The organism is Achromobacter sp. FW305-C-13 (assembly GCF_058783475.1).
Window position 1 is genome coordinate 820132 of sequence record NZ_JBYSYN010000002.1, and the last position, 19113, is coordinate 839244.

Here is a 19113-nt window from a genome sequence, read left to right on the forward strand (position 1 = left end):
GCCATGGCAACACGCTTTGAGACCATCAAGCAGGAATTGACCGCCGCGCCGCGCAAGTGGCTGGTGACCGGCTGCGCCGGCTTCATCGGGTCGAACCTGCTGGAAACCCTGCTGAAGCTGAATCAGACCGTCACCGGCCTGGACAACTTCGCAACCGGTCACCAGCGCAACCTGGATGAAGTGCGCGCTTCGGTTTCGGCCGAGCAATGGGCGCGCTTTACCTTCGTGGAAGGCGATATCCGCGACCTGGATGCTTGCCGCCGCGCCGTTGACGGCGTGGACTTCGTGCTGCATCAAGCCGCGCTGGGCTCCGTGCCGCGTTCGCTGAAAGATCCGATCACCACCAACGAGGTGAACATAGGCGGCTTCCTGAACATGCTGGTCGCCGCCCGCGATGCGCAAGTGAAGTCGTTCGTCTATGCGGCGTCCAGTTCCACGTACGGCGACCATCCTGCCTTGCCCAAGGTGGAAGAGAATATCGGCAAGCCCTTGTCGCCGTACGCCGTGACCAAGTTCGTGAACGAACTGTATGCGGACGTGTTCGCACGCTCGTACGGGTTCGAAACGGTGGGCCTGCGCTACTTCAACGTGTTCGGCAAGCGCCAGGATCCGAACGGCGCCTACGCCGCCGTGATCCCGAAGTGGACCGCCGCGATGATCAAGGGCGACGACGTCATCATCAATGGCGACGGCGAGACCAGCCGCGACTTCTGCTTTGTGGAAAACGCGGTGCAGGCCAACCTGCTGGCCGCGATGGCGCCGGCAGAAGGCCGCAACCAGGTCTACAACGTGGCCGTCAGCGGCCGCAGCACGTTGAACGACCTGTTCGGTTTCCTGGTCAAGGCCCTGGGCAACCAGAACGTGGCCTACGGCAAAAAGCCCGTATACGCCGACTTCCGCCCGGGCGACGTGCGCCACTCGCAGGCCGACGTCAGCAAGGCCGGCCGCCTGCTGGGCTACGCGCCGTCGCACACGGTGCTGCAAGGCCTGGAAGTGGCCATGCCCTGGTACACGCAATTCCTGCGTTGATTTGAAAGCACTCATCCGCAAACTCGGCAACATCCACCCGGACCATCAGCGCATCTTCAAAGGCGCGTTCCGGGTGGCCGTGTTCCTGCTGCTGGGCAAGGCTGCCGGCGCCATCAAAGAGATGGCGGTGGCCTACCGGTATGGCGTCAGCGACGCCGTGGACGCCTACCAATTCACGATGACCATGGCCACCTGGCTGCCGGTCACGATCGTGGGCGTGCTATCGGTGGTCTTGATTCCTGTCCTGGTGCGGCTGCGCCGCGCGGAAGACGCCGAGCGCGACCAATTCATCAAAGAACTTCAAGGCTGGGTGGCCGCGGCGGGCATTGCGCTGGCCATCGCCACCTGGTTCGCCTGGCCGTATGTGGTGGATGCGCTGGGCAAGGGATTGCCCGAGCGCGTGCGCGGCATGACGGGCGACCTGCTCATCGCCTTTGCGCCGGTGTCGGCCCTGCTGCTGATCGCCGGCATCAGCGCCGCGCGGCTGCGCGCCCATGAACGCCACGTCAATACATTGCTCGATAGCGTGCCCGCCGTGGCGACGCTGACCTGGGTGATGCTGGCCGTCAGCGCCGATGGCGTCGGGCCGCTGCTATGGGGCACCTTGGTGGGCTATGCCATCCAGACTGTCTGGCTGGCCTGGCTGGCGGCGCGCGCGGACGGCGGATTCTGGGGCGCGCCGCGCCTAACACTGCGTTCACCGCACTGGCCCGAACTGATGGGCGCCGCCGGCGTGATGCTGATCGGCCAGGTGGCGATGAGCTTCGTCGGCCCGCTGGACCAATATGCCGCCGCCAACCTGGGCGCCAATGCGAACGCGACGCTGGGCTACGCCAGCCGGCTGCTGTCCCTCTTGCTGGGTATCGGCGCCGTGTCGGTGGGCCGCGCTGCGCTGCCGGTGCTGGCCGACGTGCAGGCCCGAGGCGATACCGCCCGCGCACGCAGCATGGCGCTGAAATGGTCGGTGCTGATGGTGGGGGCGGGCGCCGTGGCGGTCGCGATCGGTTGGGTGCTGGCGCCGTGGGGCGTGTCCGTGCTGTTCCAGCGCGGCGCCTTTACCGCGGAAAATACCGAAGCCGTCGCGCATGTGCTGCGCTGGGGCCTGCTGCAATTGCCGTTCTACTTCGGCGTGCTGATCCTGGTGCAACTGCTGGCCAGCCAGAACCGCTATCGCATCATGGCCGCCATCGCGGTAGCCAATTTTGCGCTGAAGGCCGCGTTGAACACCGTACTGGCGCCCAAGATGGGCGCGGCCGGCATCATGCTGGCAACCAGCCTCATGTATGTGCTGTCCTTCGCCTGCTACCTGGTGGTGGCGATGCGCAAGGCCGAACCCAAGGAGGCCGATTGAATGTCCCAAGCCGAATCCGGCCGTGCATTGCGCGTCCTGCTGTTCATCCACTCGCTGCATGGGGGCGGCGCTGAACGCGTTGCCGCCGACCTGAGCGCCCACTGGGCGCAGATGGGGCGAGAGGTGATGGTCGTGACGCAGGCCAGCGCCGACGGTGATGTCTATGCCCTGCATCCCAACGTCCGCCGCGAAGTCCTGCACACGGCAGGCGAGGGGGGAGGCTTGCGTGGCATCTGGAGCAATGTGCAGCGCGTGCGCGCGTTGCGCCGGGTGATCAAGGCGTTCCGCCCCGACATCGTGCTGGGCATGATGACCACGGCGTCCGTGCTGTCCGTGCTGGCGAGTTCCGGCCTGGGTTGCCGCGTGATCGCGACCGAACATACGCATCCGCCGTCGCAGACCCTGTCGGGCCTGTGGCTGCGCTTGCGCCGGCTGACCTACCCGCGCGCCGCGCGCGTCGTCGCATTGACGCGCGGCACCGCGGAGTGGATCGAACAGCACGTGCCCGGCTCCCGGCTGGCCGTCATTCCCAACCCCGTGCACTGGCCGTTGCCGCGCGCCGAACCGTTGCTGACCCCGGTGTCGGGCGACGGGCGCAAGCGCTTGCTGGCGGTCGGCCGTCTGCATGCGGACAAGGGGTTCGACCTGCTGATCCAGGCGTTCGCCACGCTGGCGCCGTCGCATCCGGACTGGGATCTGGTTATTCTGGGCGAAGGCGATGAGCGCGCCGCCCTCGAAGCGCAAGTCGGCAAAGCCGGGCTGGCGTCGCGCATCTCGATGCCCGGACGCGCCGGCAACGTGGGCGATTGGTACGACAGTGCCGATCTATACGTCTTGACGTCGCGCTTTGAAGGGCTGTCCAACACTCTGCTTGAATCGATGGCCAGCGGCTTGGCCGCCGTGTCGTTCGATTGCGATACCGGCCCGCGCGAGATCGTGCGCGAAGGTATCGACGGCGTGCTGGTCCGCCCCAATGGCGACGTGCCCGCGCTATGCAAGGCGCTGGCCGACGTGATGGGCAATGACGCCGCGCGCCAGCGCATGGCGCAGGCGGCGACTGACGTGCGCGACCGGTTTTCGGCCACGCGCGTGCTGCAACAATGGCAAGAACTTTTTGACGACGTGCGCGGACCGGGCCGCTAGGCCCGCGCGGCACGCCGTTGCTACGGTGACCACGAGAACTTCATCATGTGTGGAATAGTCGGAATTTGGGGCCCTGTCGGAAACAAGGAGCGCGTGCTGGCCGAAAGCTGCCGCCGCATCCGCCACCGCGGGCCGGACAGCAACGGTTTCTGGGAAGACCCCGAGGCTGAACTGGCCCTGGCGCACGTCCGCCTGGCGATCCTGGACTTGACCGAAGCCGGCCACCAGCCCATGACGTCCGCCTGCGGCCGCTATGTCATGGTGTTCAACGGCGAGATCTACAACCATATGGACATCCGCAAGCAGCTGGAGCAATCCGCGCTGGCGCCGTCCTGGCGCGGGCACTCCGACACCGAAACCCTGCTGGCGGGATTCACCGCGCTGGGCATCGAGGCGACCTTGCAGGCCGCAGTCGGCATGTTCGCGATCGCGCTGTGGGATCGCGCGTCGCGCAAGCTGATGCTGGCGCGCGACCGCATGGGCGAAAAGCCGCTGTACTACGGCTACTCCGGCGCCGAACTGGTGTTCGCTTCCGAGTTGAAGGGCCTCATGCCCATTCCGGGCTTTGGCCGCGACCTGAACCGCAATGCGTTGGCGTCGTTCATGCGGCACAACTACATTCCGGCGCCCCAGTCCATCTACCAGGGCATCGCCAAGCTGCCGCCGGGGACCTGGGTCGAATTCACCGCTGACGACACCCGCAGCCGTCGCATGCCGGAGCCGCGCGTGTACTGGTCCGCGCGCGATGCCGCGGACGCCGCAGCCAAGTCGCTGCTGACGTTCGAGTCCGACGTGCAGGCCACCGAAGCGCTGGAAGGCGTGTTGTCCAAGGCGGTCGGCGGCCAGATGCTGGCCGATGTGAGCCTGGGCGCCTTCCTGTCGGGCGGCATTGATTCGTCCACTATCGTGGCCCTGATGCAGGCGCAGAGCGCCAAGCCCGTGCGCACCTTCGCGATCGGCTTCCACGAAAAGGGCTATGACGAGGCGCAGCACGCGAAAGCCGTGGCCACGCACCTGGGCACGGACCATACCGAGCTCTACGTGACCGCCGAGGACGCGTTGGCCGTGGTGCCGTCGCTGGCGGACATGTACGACGAACCGTTTGCCGATTCGTCGCAGATCCCGACCTCGCTCGTCACGAAAATGGCGCGGCAGCACGTTACCGTCGCGCTGTCCGGCGATGGCGGCGACGAACTCTTCGGCGGCTATTCACGCTATTTCCGCGTGAACAACTGGTGGCAGCAATGCGAGCGCTTTCCTTCGCTGCTGCGCAAGCCCGCGGGCGCGCTGCTTTCCGCATCCACCCATCTTCCGGGGCGCGGCGCCTGGCGCGGCAAGGTCGGCAAGCTGGGCGAGCTGCTGCGCACCGACTCGCGCGGCGATTTCTATCGCCACTTCGTGTCGTACTGGGCCGACCCCACCAAGGTGGTCAAGGGCGGGGTGGAACCGGTCTCGGAATTTGCGCGGACCATGCAGGGCTCCACCTTCGAAGCCATGATGAAGCTGGATACGATCACTTATCTGCCGGACGACATCCTCGTCAAGGTGGACCGCGCCGCGATGGCGGTCAGTCTGGAAACGCGGGTGCCGCTGATCGACCACCGCGTTTATGAATTCGCCTGGAGCCTGCCGCACCAGTACAAGGTGCGCGGCAACACGGGCAAGTGGCTGTTGCGCCAGGTGCTGCATCGCCATGTGCCGCAGGCCCTGGTGGACCGCCCCAAGCGCGGTTTTGCCGTGCCGCTCGCCGCCTGGCTGCGCGGCCCGCTGCGGGAATGGGCGGACGCATTGCTGGACCCCACGCGCCTGCGTCAGGAAGGCTGGTTCGAACCGGAACCCATCCTGCGCAAGTGGCGTGAACACACGTCGGGCCATCGCAATTGGGACAGCCACTTGTGGGGCGTCCTGATGATGCAGGCCTGGCTGGACCGTTATCGCGCAGGACCGGATCAAGGGGGATCTATTGGGAGTCTTTGACGAATGAGAATATTGATGCTGGTCAGTTCCATGCATGCGGGCGGCGCCGAACGGGTGGCTGCCACGCTGGTTAGCGCATGGGCCGAACGCGGGGACGCCGTCACCTTGACGCCCACCTATTCGTCCAAGGGCACGTGCTTTTATCCCTTATCGGACAAGGTTGAACTCGCATGGCTGGCGGATATTGCCGGCACGCGGGCGTCCGGGGCAATGGCTGCGTTCAAGCGCCTGATGGCCTTGCGCAAGCACATCCGCGACACCAAACCCGATGTGGTGGTGTCCTTCCTGACCAACGTCAATGTGGCCGCCATCCTCGCCACGCGAGGCTTGCGCGTGCCGCTCATCGTCTGCGAGCGGACGAATCCGGTCGCCGAGACGACCACGGGCTCGGTGTGGCGCAAGCTGCGCCGCCTGTTGTACCCGCGCGCCGACATGGTGACCGTGCAGGCGGAAGACACCGCCGGCCCGTTCTCGCGCCAGGTGCCGGGCATCAAGCGCTTGGCCGTCATCCCGAATCCCTTGCCTGCGCCCTTGCTGGATGCGCCCCGCGTGTTGCAACGTGAGGACGAGGGGCCGCGTGAACTGCTGGCGATGGGCCGCCTGGTCTCTGACAAGCAGTTTGATCTGCTGATCGACGTCTTCGCGCAATTGGCGCCGTCGAATCCGGATTGGAACCTGCGGATCTGGGGCGAAGGCCCCGAGCGCGCCGCGCTGGAGGCGCAGATCGCCCGGCTGGGCCTGGAATCGCGGGTCAGCCTGCCGGGCCGCACGGAAACGCCGTGGGACGAGCTGGCGCGCGGGCAAGCCTTCGTGTTGAGTTCGCTGGTGGAGGGCTTTCCCAACGTCCTCCTGGAAGCCATGTCGCTGGGCTTGCCTTGCGTGGCCTTTGATTGCCCCAGCGGCCCGCGCGAGATGACGCGCGACGGCCAGGACGCCTTGCTGGTGCCGGCAGGCGACCGCGATGCGTTGCGCGACGCCTTGCAGCGCGTGATGGGCGACTTGTCCTTGCGCCGGCAGTTGGGCGAACGCGGCGCGACGGCGGTGCGCCATCGTTATGCGCTGGCCAGCGTGCTGTCGGAATGGGATGAACTGTTCGAAGCGGTGCAGGAGGCGCGATGAGCACCCCCGCAATGCGCATCCTGCACGTCATCACGGGCCTGGGGCAGGGCGGCGCGGAATCCGTGCTGCTGCGCCTGGCAACGTATCCCGAACCTGGCGTGACGCACATTGTGGTGTCGCTGACCGATGAAGGCATTTACGGCGAACGCCTGCGTGCGGCCGGCGTTGCCGTACACGCGCTGGGCATGAAGCGGGGGCGAGTCAGCCTGGGCGGCTTCCTGGTCTTGCGCCGCTTGATCGCCAGCGCGCGTCCCGACGCCGTGCAGACCTGGATGTACCACGCCGACCTGATCGGCGGTTTGGCTGCCCGCCTGGCTGGCGTGCGCGCCATCGCTTGGGGCATCCGCAATTCCGGCGCGCATCTGGAGCGCAGCAGCCGTTCGGCTCGCCTGGTTCTGCGTGCCTGCGCGCTGCTGTCGGGCAGCGTGCCGCGCGCCATTATCTGCGCGGCGCAAAACGCAGCCGAACGCCACGCGGAAAAAGGCTACCGGCGCGATCGGATGGTGGTGATCTCCAACGGCTATGACCTGTCGCGTTATGCGCCCGACGCCCAGGCCCGGGCACGCGTTCGCGCGCAATGGGGCCTGTCGGAGGATGCGCCGGTGATCGGTTGCGTGGCCCGTTGGGACCCACTCAAAGACCATGCCAACCTGCTGCGCGCCGTGGCCGCCTTGGTGCGTGACGGCCGCGATGCCGGGTTGCGATGTGTGCTGGTCGGGCGCGGCATGGCGCCGGACAACGCCGAACTGGCCGCGCTGATCGACAAGCTGGACCTGCGCGAACGCATGATCCTGGCAGGCCCCAGCGATGATGTGCCGGCCGTAATGAACGGGCTGGACCTGCATGTGCTGTCCAGCTGCGCGGAAGGTTTTCCCAACGTGGTCGCCGAGGCCATGGCTTGCGGCGTCTATTGCGTCGTGACCGACGTGGGCGACGCCGCCTATATCGTCGGCGATACCGGCATCGTGGTGCCGCCTGAACAGGCAGAGGCGCTGGCGCGCGGAATCGAGACCGCCTTGTGCGACGTCGCCGCGCGCGGCAGCGGTCGGGCGGGCGAAGCAGGACGTGCCCGCGTGCTGGAAAATTTTGATCTTGCCCGCATGGTGCAACGTTACCTCGCCGTATGGCGCCGTATTTCTGGAGTCCAGGCATGAGCGCCGGCCGCCGCTTGATGTTCGTCGTCAATAACCCCGCGTTCTTCATGTCGCACCGGGTGCCGGTGGCGCTGGCGGCGCAACGCGCCGGCTATGACGTGCATGTGGCCACGATGGACGGCCCCGCGGTGGCCGAGATCCAGGCCCTTGGCATGATGCACCACGCCATTCCCATGACGCGCAGCGGCAAGCATCCTTTGCAGGAACTGGGAACCTTGCTGGCTTTGGTGCGCCTGTTCCGCCGCGTGCGGCCCGATGTGGTGCACCTGGTTACCATCAAGCCCGTGCTCTACGGTGGCATCGCCGCGCGCCTGGCTCGCGTGCGCGGCATGGTGGCGGCCATTTCAGGATTGGGCTTCGTGTTCCTGTCCAATTCGCTGAAGATGCGGCTGGTGCGTTCGGTGGTGGCAAGGCTGTACCGGATTGCTCTGGGCCACCCGAACAGTCGCGTGATCTTCCAGAACGCCAACGACCGCGACCTGCTCAAATCGCTGGGCGCAGTGCGCGATGATCAGGTCGTCATGATCCGCGGCGCGGGCGTGGACCTGGATGCCTATCGTGCATTGCCCGAGCCGGCGGCGCCGCCGGTCGTGGTCACGATGGTGGCCCGCCTGCTGCGCGACAAGGGCGTGCAGGAGTTCGTGCAGGCCGCAGGCATCCTGCGCCAGCGCGGTTTGCCGGTGACGATGCAGTTGGTGGGCGGGGTGGACGCGGGCAACCCCGCGTCGGCGACGCAGAGCGAGGTCGATGCCTGGCAACGCGAGGGGGCGGTCCAGGCGCTGGGCGAACGTTCAGATGTGGCGGCGTTGTATGCCGCGTCCCACATTGCCGTGCTGCCGTCTTACCGGGAAGGCCTGCCCAAATCGTTGATCGAAGCCGCTGCATGCGCGCGCGCCGTCGTGACGACCGACGTGCCGGGTTGCCGGGATGCGATCGAGCCGGGTGAAACCGGTTTGCTGGTGCCCGTGCGCGATGCGCAGGCCTTGGCGGATGCGATCGCCCGTCTGGCGGAAGATCCGGCGCTGCGGCAGGCCATGGGTGCTGCCGGTAGGGCGCTGGCTGAACGCGAATTCAATATCGAACGCGTTGCCAGCATCCACGTCGGCCTATACGACGCGCTGAGCGCCTGACGGCGCCCAGCCGTGCCGGGCTAGTGGCGGCGCGCGATCGCGTCGATCCAGAATCGGGTGGAAGGATCCTGCTGGCTGGGTTGCGGGGAGTCCAGTTCGCGCATGATGTTCTTGGCCAGCACCTTGCCGAACTCCACGCCCCATTGGTCGAACGGGTTGATGCCCCAGATCACGCCCTGCACGAATACCTTGTGTTCGTAGAGCGCCAGCAGTGCGCCCAGCGTATAGGCCTCCAGACGCGGCAGCACGATCAGCGATGACGGGCGGCCGCCCGGATGGACGCGGTGCTGCGCCAGCAGGCGCGCGCGGGCCGGATCGCTTTCGGTGGCGGACGTTTCCGCCAGCGCCTCGTCAAACGATTTGCCGCGCAGCAGCGCGGAACGTTGCGCCAGGCAATTGGCTATCAGCAGTTCATGGTGGCGCGCATAGGCGTGGTCGGGCTGTTCGCACAGGATGAAGTCCACGGGCGCGCCCATGGTGTCCTGGTGCAGCCATTGGAAGAACGTGTGTTGGCAGTCGGTGCCTGACATCCCCCAGATCGCAGCGCCGGTCGGCACGCCCGCCGGGCTGCCGTCGGCGGTGGCGACTTTACCCAGCGACTCCATCTCCAGCTGCTGCGCCCACGGCACGATGTGGTACAGGCGCGAGTCGTAGGGCGCGATCACCAGCGAGTCATAACCCAGGACGCTGCGGTTGACTACGCCGGCCAACGCCAGTTGCACCGGCGCGTTCTCCGCGATCGGTGCGGTGCGGAAATGTTCGTCCATGGCCGCCGCGCCGGCCAGCAACTGGTCGAACGCGTCCGTGCCCAGCGCCAGCGCGATCGGCAGGCCGATGGCCGACCAGAGCGAGTAGCGGCCGCCGACCCAATCCCAGATCTGGAAAATGTGATCAGGCAGGATGCCCAGGTTCAACGCGGCTTCGACGTTGGCGGTGATCGCCACGACCTGCTTGATGGGATCGGCCACGCCGGCTTCGCGCAGCCAGTTCATCGCGACTTCCGCGTTGGCCAGCGGCTCGGTCGTGGTGAACGATTTCGAAGCGACGATGACCAGCGTGTCGTGCGGATCCAACCGGCTCATCGCGTCGGCGACGGAGTGCGAATCCACGTTGGAGGCAAAGCGGACTTCCCGCTTGGCGCCGCCATGACGCAGGGCGCGCGTCACCAGGCGCGGGCCCCAGTCGCTGCCGCCGATGCCCAGGTGCAGCACATAGCCGTAGCGGTCCGCCTTGTCGGCTTCGCGCACGAATTCGCGCAGCCGTTCACGTTCGGCCAACACGGCGCCGGCCACCGCTGCGGGTGGCTGTGGCGCGCGCAGCGCCGTATGCCAGGCGGCGCGCCCTTCGGTCCAGTTGGCGTTGCCGCCGTCGAACAGCGTGGCGCGGGCGGCATCAAAGCCCTGCTGCGCCAGCAACGCCGTCGAGGCTTCGTGCAGGGCGGGGGAATGCGCTTGCGCGCTCAAGTCCAGCCGCAGCCCCGGGGCATTGATCAGCCGCAATTGCTCGCCGCGCCGCGACGCAGTATTCGCTGCTGTGGTGAATTGTTGCCAGGCCGGGCTGTTGGGAAGTGACATAGGCGATTCAGAAAGGCAGTTTGGCTTCTGGTGCGAGCTTGCCCAGTTCGCGGCGGAAGTCGGCTTGGATGCGTTGCAGCGCTTCGGCGGTCTGCGCTTCGAAACGCAGCACGACGACGGGCGTGGTGTTGGATGGGCGGGCCAGGCCGAAGCCGTCGGCGTACTCCGCGCGCACGCCGTCGATGGTGATCACACGGCGGGCATCAGGGAATTGGCCCTGGTCCTGCAACGCCTGGACCAGGGTGAAGGGCTGGCCTTCTTCCATTTCCAGCTTCAGTTCGGGCGTGGACACGTCTTGCGGCAGGGCTTCGAGCGGCGCGCAGGCGTCGGCGAATTGCGACACGATCTCCAGCAGGCGGGCGCCGGTGTACAGGCCGTCGTCAAAGCCGTACCAGCGTTCCTTGAAGAAGATGTGGCCGCTCATTTCGCCAGCCAGCGGCGCGCCGGTTTCGGCCAGTTTTGCCTTGACCAGCGAGTGGCCGGTCTTCCACATCAGCGGCACGCCGCCCGCGGCTTCGACGGACAGGCCGACATGGCGGCTGCACTTCACGTCATAGATGATGGTGGCGCCGGGGTTGCGTTCCAGCACGTCGCGGGCAAAGAGCACCAGTTGGCGGTCAGGCCAGATGATCTGGCCTGATTTCGTGACCACGCCCAGGCGGTCGCCGTCACCGTCGAAGGCCAGGCCCAGTTCGCAGTCGGATTCCGCGACGCACTTGATCAGGTCCTGCAGGTTCTTGGGCTCGGCGGGGTCGGGGTGGTGATTGGGGAAGGTGCCGTCGACCTCGCAGAACAGTTCCGTGACCTCGCAGCCCAGCGCCCGGAACAATTGGGGCGCGACCGCGCCGGCGACGCCGTTGCCGCAGTCGATCGCGATCTTCATGGGGCGCGCCAATTTGACGCCGGACGCCACGCGCGCGATGTAGGCCGCGACCAGATCCAATTGGCGGCGCACGCCCGCGCGCTCGGCCGGCGCCTTTGCGGGGCCGTTCATCGCAGCGCTCAGGGCCTGGACGTCATCGCCGTACAGGGCGCGCCCACCCATCATCATCTTGAAACCGTTGTACTTGGGCGGATTGTGGCTGCCCGTGATGGCCACGCCCGAGCCGCACTGCATGATGTGGGTGGCGAAATAGACCAGGGGGGTGGGAACCATCCCGATATCCAGCGTATCCACGCCGCCTTCCAGCATGCCTTCCTGTAGCGCCGTCGACAGCATCGGGCTGCTCAGGCGGCCGTCGCGGCCGACGACCAGCGTTTGCACGCCTTCGGCGCGCGCGCGGGCAGCCAGGGCGCCGCCCAACGCACGCGCGAACGTCGCGTCAATCAGGTCGGGCACGGTGCCGCGGATGTCATAGGCCTTGAAGACAGAGGCGGGAAACTGCGTGTTGTGATTGCCCACGACGATTCCTTGATAGGGGTGTTACAGCACGGATTTTGACGGGGTGTCATGGTATACCCGCACATCAAAACCCGCATGAGAAGAGGGTCAAGCTCGAATTATCCTCCATTGGCGGGGAGGGCCTCATCCGGCGGGCGGTGTAGGGCGTCTTAAGGGTTGGCGCGCGCCCTGATTTGGTGCACGGCGGGCGTGCCCCGCCTTGATCCGGTGCGCCCGCCAAGTCGGCCGAAAGCGCCTTTGCCAGAGGGCGCCGCGTGGCATGGAAATTGCTCGTCATCCGAAGGTGATACGCTTGCTATGCAAGCAGAAAGACCGGGAGGGGCCATGGGTGCCAAAGTTTCTACTGTCATGTCGTCAAGGGGAGCCAGCAGCAGGCGAGGCCCCCCCACGGACTACGCCGGACCGGCCGCAGGCCGCGAGCGCCGGCTTGATATCCATGTTTTCGTCTCTGAAACCGGCGAATTGGCCACCGGCCGCGCCTGGGAACGCTGCGTCTGGCGCGAGGCCCGGGTGCTGATCGCCGAATGTCCGGCGCCGCACCTGCCGGCTTCCGTCGAAGCTGCGCTGCGCCTCATTGCCGCCGATGTCGCCCGCGACCGCGGTTGGGAGGGGATGGGCACCGTGGCCTTTTCGCTGGATGACCGCAGCGGCGTGTTCCGGGTGACGGGCGCGCAGGCGCAGCCAAACGCTGCGGGTGCGCCCTTTGCCGGCCACGACCCCGACGCCGCCCATGCGCTGGAAATGCGTATCGATGGCTGCGTGGACCGCCGCCTGCCTTGCACGCGCCTGCTGGTATGCGGCGCGACGCGTGGCGAGGCCTTGCGTCGGGCCTACCGCGCCCTGTCCGAAATGCCGGGGCCAGCGGGCGTCGACCGCGCTTTCCTGATGAACCGCATCGCGTCCCGGGCGTACTGCTCCGGGCTGACCGGCACGCGGCTGGATCAGGCGGTCGGCTAGGGCGGCTTCGGCCGGGGCGATTCCACCCCTACAATATCCGCACATCCCTTGACCTGCGCCTGGGCGATACCAGGCCCTTCTTGTGCGGCGCCTATGACTTTGCTGAGCGATCTACAGTCCCTGCTGGGGTTCTCCCACGTGCTGACCGGTGCGGACGCCGACTCTTATGTGCAGGACTGGCGCCGGCGCTACCGCGGCACGGCGCTGGCGGTGATCCGGCCCGGTTCGACCGAGGAAGTCGCCGCCGCCGTGAAACTGTGCATGCATCATGGCGTGCCCATCGTGCCGCAAGGCGGCAATACCGGTTTGTGCGGCGGCGCCACTCCGGACGACTCGGGCCGTGCCGTGGTGCTGTCTACGGCACGCCTGACCGCCGTGCGCAACCTGGATACCGCCAACGACACCATCACGGTCGAGGCGGGCTGCATCCTGCAGGCCGTCCAGGAAGCCGCCGCGGCGGCCAACCGGCTGTTCCCGCTCAGCCTTGCGGCCGAAGGCAGCTGCACGATTGGCGGCAACCTGGCCACCAACGCTGGCGGCACGCAGGTGCTGCGCTACGGCAACACGCGCGACCTGACGCTGGGCCTGGAAGTGGTAACCGCCGAAGGCGAAATCTGGAACGGCCTGCGCGGCTTGCGCAAGGACAACACCGGCTATGACTTGCGCGACCTGTACATCGGCAGCGAGGGAACGTTGGGCATCATCACTGCCGCCACGCTGAAGCTGTCCCCGCGGCCGGTGGCCTCGTGTACCGCGCTGTTGACGCTGGACACGATCGACCAAGCCGTGGATGTGCTGTCGCGTGCGCGTTCGGGCTTTGGCGCCGCGCTGACCGGCTTCGAACTCATGAGCGGCGCTTGCCTGCAAGCCGTTGTGCGCCTGTTTCCGCAGCAGCGCTTGCCTTTTGAAGGCGCGTCGGCCGAATCGCCGTGGTTCGCGCTGCTGGAACTGTCCGACAGCGAAAGCGAGGCGCATGCGCGCGACCGTTTCGAGGCCGTGCTGGGCGACGCCATCGATGCGGGCCTGGTCAACGATGCCGCGATTGCGGCCAACGTCGCGCAAAGCAAGGCGCTGTGGCACCTGCGCGAGAGCATTCCGCTGGCCGAAGCCGAGCTGGGCAAGTCGGTCAAGCATGACGTGTCCATCCCCATTTCGTCCATCGCGGGCTTCGTGCACAAGACCAACGCCTTGCTGCAAGCGCGCTTTCCCGGCGTGCGCCATGTGATCTTCGGCCATCTGGGCGACGGCAACCTGCATTACAACGTGGCCAACGCGCCCGGCCAGACCGAAAGCGAACTGCTGGCCCTGCAAAGCGAGATCTATGGCGTGGTGCATGACAGCGTGCATGCGCACAGCGGCTCCATCAGCGCCGAGCACGGCGTCGGCCAACTCAAGCGCGACGAACTGCCGCGCTACAAGAGTGCCGTCGAACTGGCGTTGATGCGGCGGATCAAGCGCGCGCTGGATCCGCAAGGGCTGATGAACCCGGGCAAGGTGCTGCAAACCTGAGACACCCGGGCGCATGCCCGTTCTTACTTCCAACAGGGAGCTTCATCCATGGCAGTCAGCCCCGCGGCGGGTGCGAATAACCGGATCCTGATCGTTGAAGACGATCACATCATCGCCGGCAACCTGTACACCTTCCTGGAGGCGCGCGGATTCCTGCCGGACGCGGCCTATACCGGCCACGCGGCGCTGGAACGCATGAAGGAGCAACGCTTCGACGCGGTGATCCTGGACATCGGCCTGCCGGGCATGGACGGCAACGCCGTGCTGCACGCCTTGCGCAACGACATGCGGGTGTCCGTGCCGGTGCTGATGCTGACCGCGCGCGACAGCCTTGAAGACAAGCTGGCAGGTTTTTCGCACGGCGCGGACGACTATCTGACCAAGCCTTTCGCCTTGCTGGAAGTCGAAGCGCGCCTGCTGGCCCTGATCCAGCGCGCCAGAGGGTCGACGGTGGATACGGTGCGCCAGTTCGGCCCGCTGCAATACGACACGCGCAGTCGCAGCGTATCGGTCAACGGCACCCCCGTGCACCTGACGCGCAAGGCCGGCCTGATCATGGAAGCGCTGATGCGCGATCCGGGCAGGGTGGTGGCGCGCGAAGAGCTGGAGTCCCTGTTGTGGGGCAACGAGCCTCCGTCCTCGGACGCGCTGCGCAGCCAGGTCCACCTGCTGCGCCGCGCCCTGGCCGATGCCGGGTTCGACGGCATCGAGACCATGCATGGCACTGGCTGGCGGCTGGTGCCGACCGGGGACGCGCCATGACACGCGCGGCCAGCGGCACATTGACCCAGCGGGTGGTGTGGGCGCTGACCGGCACGGTCGCGCTGTTCGTGACGGCGCTGGCGTTGCTGGCCTATTTGACCTTCGACCAGATGGAAGACGACCTGGTCAATGACATCCTCAACACGGAAATGGACCGGTTAGTCCAGCACGCGCGCGCCAGCGACGAGTTCATGCCGCGCCAGGGCGCACGCGAGCTGGGCGGCTCTATGCGAGCCTGGATGAGCGTGGACGGCCAGCGCCCGGCCGGCATTCCCGACGAAGTGCTGGGGCTGGACAGCGGGCTGCACCTGATCGAGCCGGGCGCCTATACCTGGCACGTGATGGTGGCCGAAACGGGCCGGGGCAAGGTCTACCTGCTTTACGACGCGACCGACAACGAGGAGCGCGTGCACGACTTCGGCCTGATCGTGCTGGGGGTCGGCGCCATTTGCGTGATCGGTGCCTACGCGCTGTCGCGGCGGGTGGCGGCGGTGGCCGTGGGGCCTTTGCTGGACCTGACCGACCGCTTGGCGACCTGGGCGCCGGGATCACCTGACATGGCGGTTACTCGCGACGACGAGGCCGGCCGGCTGATCGAGGCGTTCAACCGGGTGCAGAACCAGGTCGACCGATCGATCGCCCGTGAACGGGAGTTTGCGGGCAACCTCAGCCACGAGGTCCGCACGCCGCTGGCAGCGATCCGTTCCGACAGCGAGTTGATGCTGCTGACCCAGGCGTTGACGCCGGATCAGCGCCAGCGCCTGACCCGCGTTGTGGATAACGTGGATGACGTGATCGTGTGCCTGGAGAGCGCCCGGGCGATGGCGCGTGACCAACTGCTGCCGCCGGCGCCCGTGGACGTCGCCGAGTGCATGGAAGACGCCTGGCGCGGCTACGAGGCCCAGGCAGGGCACGCCGAACTGCGCCTGGACAACCAGATCCCGCCCGGCCATATCCTGACGCTGGACCGCTATGCGCTCCTGACCGTGTTGCGCAACCTGGTGCGCAATGCGGTGGAGCATGCCGCGCCGGCCACGCTGACGACCCGGTTCAGCGCGCCAGGCGTGCTGGAACTGAGCGACGACGGCAAGGGGATTGCCGCCGACGATTTGCCCTTCCTGTTCCGCCGCTACTACAGCGGACGGATGCGGGATTCCAACGCAGGCGACCGCGACGAAACCGCCCGCGGTCTGGGGCTGGCGATCGCCAAGCGGGTCTGCGACATGCAAGGCTGGTCGCTGACGGTCGAGTCATCCCGCGAACCGGGGTTGCGGGGGACGCGATTCTCCCTGCGGTTCGACGCCGCCGTCGCCGATTCTGCCGGCGATGTCGCATCCGCGGAACAGGGCCGGATTTGACGAAATTTCGACTATCGGCGCACTAAGCTCTTCGCTTGTCCGATGCGTCCCTGGTCTATCGACCCATGTCGTCCCCTTTGCTGCCTGCGGCGCGCGCGCCGACGCCCGTCTGGTACCTCTGCAGTCAGCTGATCGGCGTGACGTTGGTGCTTGCCTGCCTGGCCTGGTGGGCCAATGCCTCGGGCATGGACCTGCGCATTGCCCGCGCGCTGTTCGATCCGGCCCTGGATGATTTCCCCCTGCACGTGAACCGCTGGCTGGACCTGGTGGGCCACCGCATGGTGCTGGCCCTGCCGATCGGCGTCGCCCTGGCGGCCGTCGGCGTGGTCGCGGCCAGCTTCCGCATCCCAGCCTGGCGACCGTGGCGGGGGCCGGCGCTGGCCCTGGCGGCGACCTGCCTGATGGGGCAGTTGGCGGTGAACCAGCTCAAGCACTACACGACCTTGCCGCGGCCCTACGATCTGGAAACCTTGGGCGGCTATACCCCGTATCCGCTGCACTGGTGGACCTGGGTGCGCGAGCGCTCCGGAGGGGCGATGCCCAGCGGCCATGCGGGCGCGGGCTATTCGATGCTGACGCTGTACTTCGCCGGTTGGGCGCTTGACCGACCCGCCTGGCGCTGGTGGGGGCTGGCCGTGGGCGTGGCCGCCGGTGTCGGGTTTTCGGTGGTGCGCATTCTGCAGGGCGCCCACTTCCTGAGCCAGACGCTCTGGTCGGCGGCGTTGCTGTGGTTTCTAGCCGCGCTGTTCTTCTATCCGGTGATTGTGGGACGGCACCGCGCGCGGCGCGCGTCCCACGAGGCGCACGATCAGTTGAGCAGCACGCCGGGCAACCACAGCGAAAACGCCGGCACGTAGGTCACGAGTGCCAACGCCGCCAGCAAGGCGCCGTAGAAGGGCCAGATCGTGCGCATGACGGTGCCCACCGAGACGCCACCGATCGCGCAGCCCACGAACTGGGTCGTCCCGACCGGGGGCGTGTTCAGCCCCAAGGCGCAGTTCAGCAGCATCACGATCCCGAATTGCACCGGGCCCATGCCGTACTGCATGCAGATCGGCAAGAAGATTGGCGTGCAGATCAGGATGGTGGCGGCCATGTCCAGGAAGGTGCCCAGGACGAACAGGATGACGTTGACCATCAGGAAGATGGCCCAAGGGCTGGTCGACACCGACGCCATCAGCTCGCCCGTTTTTTCTGCCACGCCGTAGAAGCTGATCAGGTAGCCGAAGGTGGCCGAAATGCCGATCAGCAGCAATACGACGCCCGTCGTCTTGACCGCCTTGCTGGCCGCTCGCACGAACTGGTCCCAGGTCAGCGACCGGTAGACGAAGATCGTCAGCGCCAGCGCGTACAGCACCGCCACCGCCGCGGATTCCGTTGCCGTGAAGACCCCGCTCAGGATCCCGGTGATGATCAGCACCACCACGAACAATCCGGGTGCTGCCGCGATCAGCGAACGCAAGACGATGTGCCAGCCCGGGAAGGTGCCCGCCGGATAACCCCGGCTGCGCGCCACGAAGTAGGCCGCCGCCAGATTGCACAAGGTCAGGATCACCGCGGGCACGACGCCGGCCGCGATCAGCGCCGCGATCGACACCTTGCCGCCCGCTGCCAGCGTGTAGATGATGATGTTGTGGCTGGTGGGCATCAGCGCGCCGACGAGCGCGGCATGCGTGGTGACGTTCACCGCATAGTCCGCGTGATAGCCCTCGCGCTTCATCATCGGGATCATCACCGATCCCATCGCCGACACGTCGGCCACGGGCGAGCCCGACACGCCGCCGAACAGCGTGCATGCCACGACGTTGGACATGCCCAGCCCCCCGCGCACGTGCCCCACCAGCGACTTGGCGAACGCGACGATGCGGTCGGCAATGCCGCCGTACAGCATGAGTTCGCCCGTGAAGATGAAGAAGGGAATGGCCAGGAACGAGAACGCGTTCATGCCGGAGGTCATCTGCTGGAACGCCACCGCCAGCGGCAGGTCCTCGACCATGATGGCGGTGATGGACGACAGGCCGATGGCGAAGGCCACCGGCACGCCGATCACCAGGAACCCCATGAACGTAAACGAAAGCAGTGTCAGCGCCATGCCGGTACCACCTTATGGTTGCGCAGGATGGCGATGATGTGCTCGATGGAGAAGAGCGCGATCAAGGTGCCCGACAGGGTTGCGGGGATGTACTTCCAGGCATTCGATATCCCCAGGTTGGGGATCTTGTAGGCCGCGACGGATTCCGCCAGCACGCCGCAGTTCCATGCCATCAGCACGCCGAACAGCAGCACCAGCAGATGGATGAAGATCCGCAGCCGGCGCTGGCCGGCTGGGGGCAGCGCGTCCAGCAGCGATTCGAAGCCGATGTGACCCGCGTCGCGTACGCCGACGGCGGCGCCCAGCATCGTCACGTACAGCACCAGCAAGAGCGCCAGGCTTTCGGCCCAGGTCGGCGTGCTGTTGAGCACGTGGCGGCCGACGATCTGCAAGGTGACCGCAACGATCAGGCAGATCAGCCCGAACACGCTCGTCCACATGCAGGCCCGCGCCAGCGCCGCGCAGCCGCGGGTATAGGCATCCAGCGGGGCAGCCAGGGCTTGCGCCCGGCCCCCCGCACCGACATCTGTTTCATTCGTGGGTGTGGCCAACATGA

General features: G+C 66.9%; 16 protein-coding genes. 12 read left to right on the plus strand and 4 right to left on the minus strand.

Going from position 1 to position 19113, the window contains the following annotated elements; translation table 11 throughout:
- Positions 1-3: 3 nt before the first annotated feature.
- From AC3WMU_RS15210 to AC3WMU_RS15240, 7 genes are read left to right on the plus strand one after another with little or no spacing between them, the layout of a single operon-like run.
- Positions 4-1029 (plus strand): SDR family oxidoreductase, encoded by a 1026-nt coding sequence (locus AC3WMU_RS15210; protein ID WP_006226217.1) that lies wholly within the window; start codon positions 4-6, stop codon positions 1027-1029.
- A gap of 1 nt (position 1030) precedes the next feature.
- Entirely contained in the window at positions 1031-2380 is a 1350-nt protein-coding gene (murJ, locus tag AC3WMU_RS15215) for a murein biosynthesis integral membrane protein MurJ (RefSeq protein WP_492282600.1), read from the plus strand.
- A complete protein-coding gene (locus AC3WMU_RS15220) occupies positions 2381-3523 on the plus strand; it encodes a glycosyltransferase family 4 protein (RefSeq protein WP_492282601.1) in 1143 nt (380 codons plus the stop codon).
- A gap of 45 nt (positions 3524-3568) precedes the next feature.
- Positions 3569-5500 carry an asparagine synthase (glutamine-hydrolyzing) gene (gene asnB, locus AC3WMU_RS15225; protein WP_492282602.1) on the plus strand — a complete coding sequence of 644 codons (1932 nt, stop codon included), beginning with the start codon at positions 3569-3571 and terminating at the stop codon, positions 5498-5500.
- 3 nt (positions 5501-5503) lie between these two features.
- A complete protein-coding gene (locus AC3WMU_RS15230; RefSeq protein WP_006226221.1) occupies positions 5504-6619 on the plus strand; it encodes a glycosyltransferase family 4 protein in 1116 nt (371 codons plus the stop codon).
- Positions 6620-6630: 11 nt separating this feature from the next.
- Entirely contained in the window at positions 6631-7773 is a 1143-nt protein-coding gene (locus AC3WMU_RS15235; RefSeq protein ID WP_424626292.1) for a glycosyltransferase family 4 protein, read from the plus strand.
- On the plus strand, positions 7770-8903 hold the full coding sequence (locus AC3WMU_RS15240) for a glycosyltransferase family 4 protein (protein WP_006226223.1): 1134 nt from the start codon (positions 7770-7772) through the stop codon (positions 8901-8903). The genes AC3WMU_RS15235 and AC3WMU_RS15240 overlap by 4 nt, the downstream gene beginning before the upstream one ends.
- Positions 8904-8923: 20 nt before the next feature.
- Here AC3WMU_RS15240 and pgi read toward each other — a convergent pair whose 3' ends face one another.
- Complete coding sequence (pgi, locus tag AC3WMU_RS15245; protein WP_006226224.1) at positions 8924-10477, minus strand: glucose-6-phosphate isomerase; 1554 nt, start codon at positions 10475-10477, stop codon at positions 8924-8926.
- Positions 10478-10484: 7 nt separating this feature from the next.
- Complete coding sequence (locus AC3WMU_RS15250) at positions 10485-11879, minus strand: phosphomannomutase/phosphoglucomutase (RefSeq protein WP_492282603.1); 1395 nt, start codon at positions 11877-11879, stop codon at positions 10485-10487.
- 324 nt (positions 11880-12203) lie between these two features.
- Between AC3WMU_RS15250 and AC3WMU_RS15255 the strand changes: the two genes are divergently transcribed.
- The 5 genes from AC3WMU_RS15255 (at position 12204) to AC3WMU_RS15275 (ending at position 17322) form a co-directional block, all read left to right on the plus strand.
- Positions 12204-12836, plus strand: a complete 633-nt coding sequence (locus AC3WMU_RS15255) for a BPTD_3102 family carboxylase-like protein (protein ID WP_088590740.1) — start codon at positions 12204-12206, stop codon at positions 12834-12836.
- Between the two features lie 93 nt (positions 12837-12929).
- Positions 12930-14345: an FAD-binding oxidoreductase gene (locus tag AC3WMU_RS15260; RefSeq protein ID WP_492282604.1), complete on the plus strand. Its 1416-nt coding sequence runs from the start codon at positions 12930-12932 to the stop codon at positions 14343-14345.
- 48 nt (positions 14346-14393) lie between these two features.
- Positions 14394-15107, plus strand: a complete 714-nt coding sequence (locus AC3WMU_RS15265) for a response regulator transcription factor (protein WP_006226228.1) — start codon at positions 14394-14396, stop codon at positions 15105-15107.
- Positions 15104-16465 carry a sensor histidine kinase gene (locus tag AC3WMU_RS15270; RefSeq protein ID WP_280029785.1) on the plus strand — a complete coding sequence of 454 codons (1362 nt, stop codon included), beginning with the start codon at positions 15104-15106 and terminating at the stop codon, positions 16463-16465. The genes AC3WMU_RS15265 and AC3WMU_RS15270 overlap by 4 nt, the downstream gene beginning before the upstream one ends.
- 65 nt (positions 16466-16530) lie before the next feature.
- Complete coding sequence (locus AC3WMU_RS15275; RefSeq protein ID WP_454677841.1) at positions 16531-17322, plus strand: phosphatase PAP2 family protein; 792 nt, start codon at positions 16531-16533, stop codon at positions 17320-17322.
- Here the strand turns inward: AC3WMU_RS15275 and AC3WMU_RS15280 are convergent.
- Positions 17274-18557, minus strand: a complete 1284-nt coding sequence (locus AC3WMU_RS15280; protein ID WP_006226231.1) for a TRAP transporter large permease — start codon at positions 18555-18557, stop codon at positions 17274-17276. The two genes, AC3WMU_RS15275 and AC3WMU_RS15280, sit on opposite strands and share 49 nt — an antisense overlap.
- On the minus strand, positions 18548-19111 hold the full coding sequence (locus AC3WMU_RS15285) for a TRAP transporter small permease (RefSeq protein WP_280029787.1): 564 nt from the start codon (positions 19109-19111) through the stop codon (positions 18548-18550). Before AC3WMU_RS15285 ends, AC3WMU_RS15280 begins: the two co-directional genes overlap by 10 nt.
- Positions 19112-19113 lie beyond the last annotated feature (2 nt).

Bases quoted from the DNA above. Each gene is read 5' to 3' on its own strand.
- AC3WMU_RS15275 (WP_454677841.1), top strand. From the start codon at position 16,531: ATGTCGTCCCCTTTGCTGCCTGCGGCGCGCGCGCCGACGCCCGTCTGG.
- AC3WMU_RS15255 (WP_088590740.1), top strand. From the start codon at position 12,204: ATGGGTGCCAAAGTTTCTACTGTCATGTCGTCAAGGGGAGCCAGCAGC.
- pgi (WP_006226224.1), bottom strand. From the start codon at position 10,477: ATGTCACTTCCCAACAGCCCGGCCTGGCAACAATTCACCACAGCAGCG.
- asnB (WP_492282602.1), top strand. From the start codon at position 3,569: ATGTGTGGAATAGTCGGAATTTGGGGCCCTGTCGGAAACAAGGAGCGC.
- AC3WMU_RS15270 (WP_280029785.1), top strand. From the start codon at position 15,104: ATGACACGCGCGGCCAGCGGCACATTGACCCAGCGGGTGGTGTGGGCG.
- AC3WMU_RS15285 (WP_280029787.1), bottom strand. From the start codon at position 19,111: ATGTTGGCCACACCCACGAATGAAACAGATGTCGGTGCGGGGGGCCGG.
- AC3WMU_RS15260 (WP_492282604.1), top strand. From the start codon at position 12,930: ATGACTTTGCTGAGCGATCTACAGTCCCTGCTGGGGTTCTCCCACGTG.
- AC3WMU_RS15280 (WP_006226231.1), bottom strand. From the start codon at position 18,557: ATGGCGCTGACACTGCTTTCGTTTACGTTCATGGGGTTCCTGGTGATC.
- AC3WMU_RS15210 (WP_006226217.1), top strand. From the start codon at position 4: ATGGCAACACGCTTTGAGACCATCAAGCAGGAATTGACCGCCGCGCCG.
- AC3WMU_RS15220 (WP_492282601.1), top strand. From the start codon at position 2,381: ATGTCCCAAGCCGAATCCGGCCGTGCATTGCGCGTCCTGCTGTTCATC.
- AC3WMU_RS15240 (WP_006226223.1), top strand. From the start codon at position 7,770: ATGAGCGCCGGCCGCCGCTTGATGTTCGTCGTCAATAACCCCGCGTTC.
- AC3WMU_RS15230 (WP_006226221.1), top strand. From the start codon at position 5,504: ATGAGAATATTGATGCTGGTCAGTTCCATGCATGCGGGCGGCGCCGAA.
- AC3WMU_RS15265 (WP_006226228.1), top strand. From the start codon at position 14,394: ATGGCAGTCAGCCCCGCGGCGGGTGCGAATAACCGGATCCTGATCGTT.
- AC3WMU_RS15235 (WP_424626292.1), top strand. From the start codon at position 6,631: ATGCGCATCCTGCACGTCATCACGGGCCTGGGGCAGGGCGGCGCGGAA.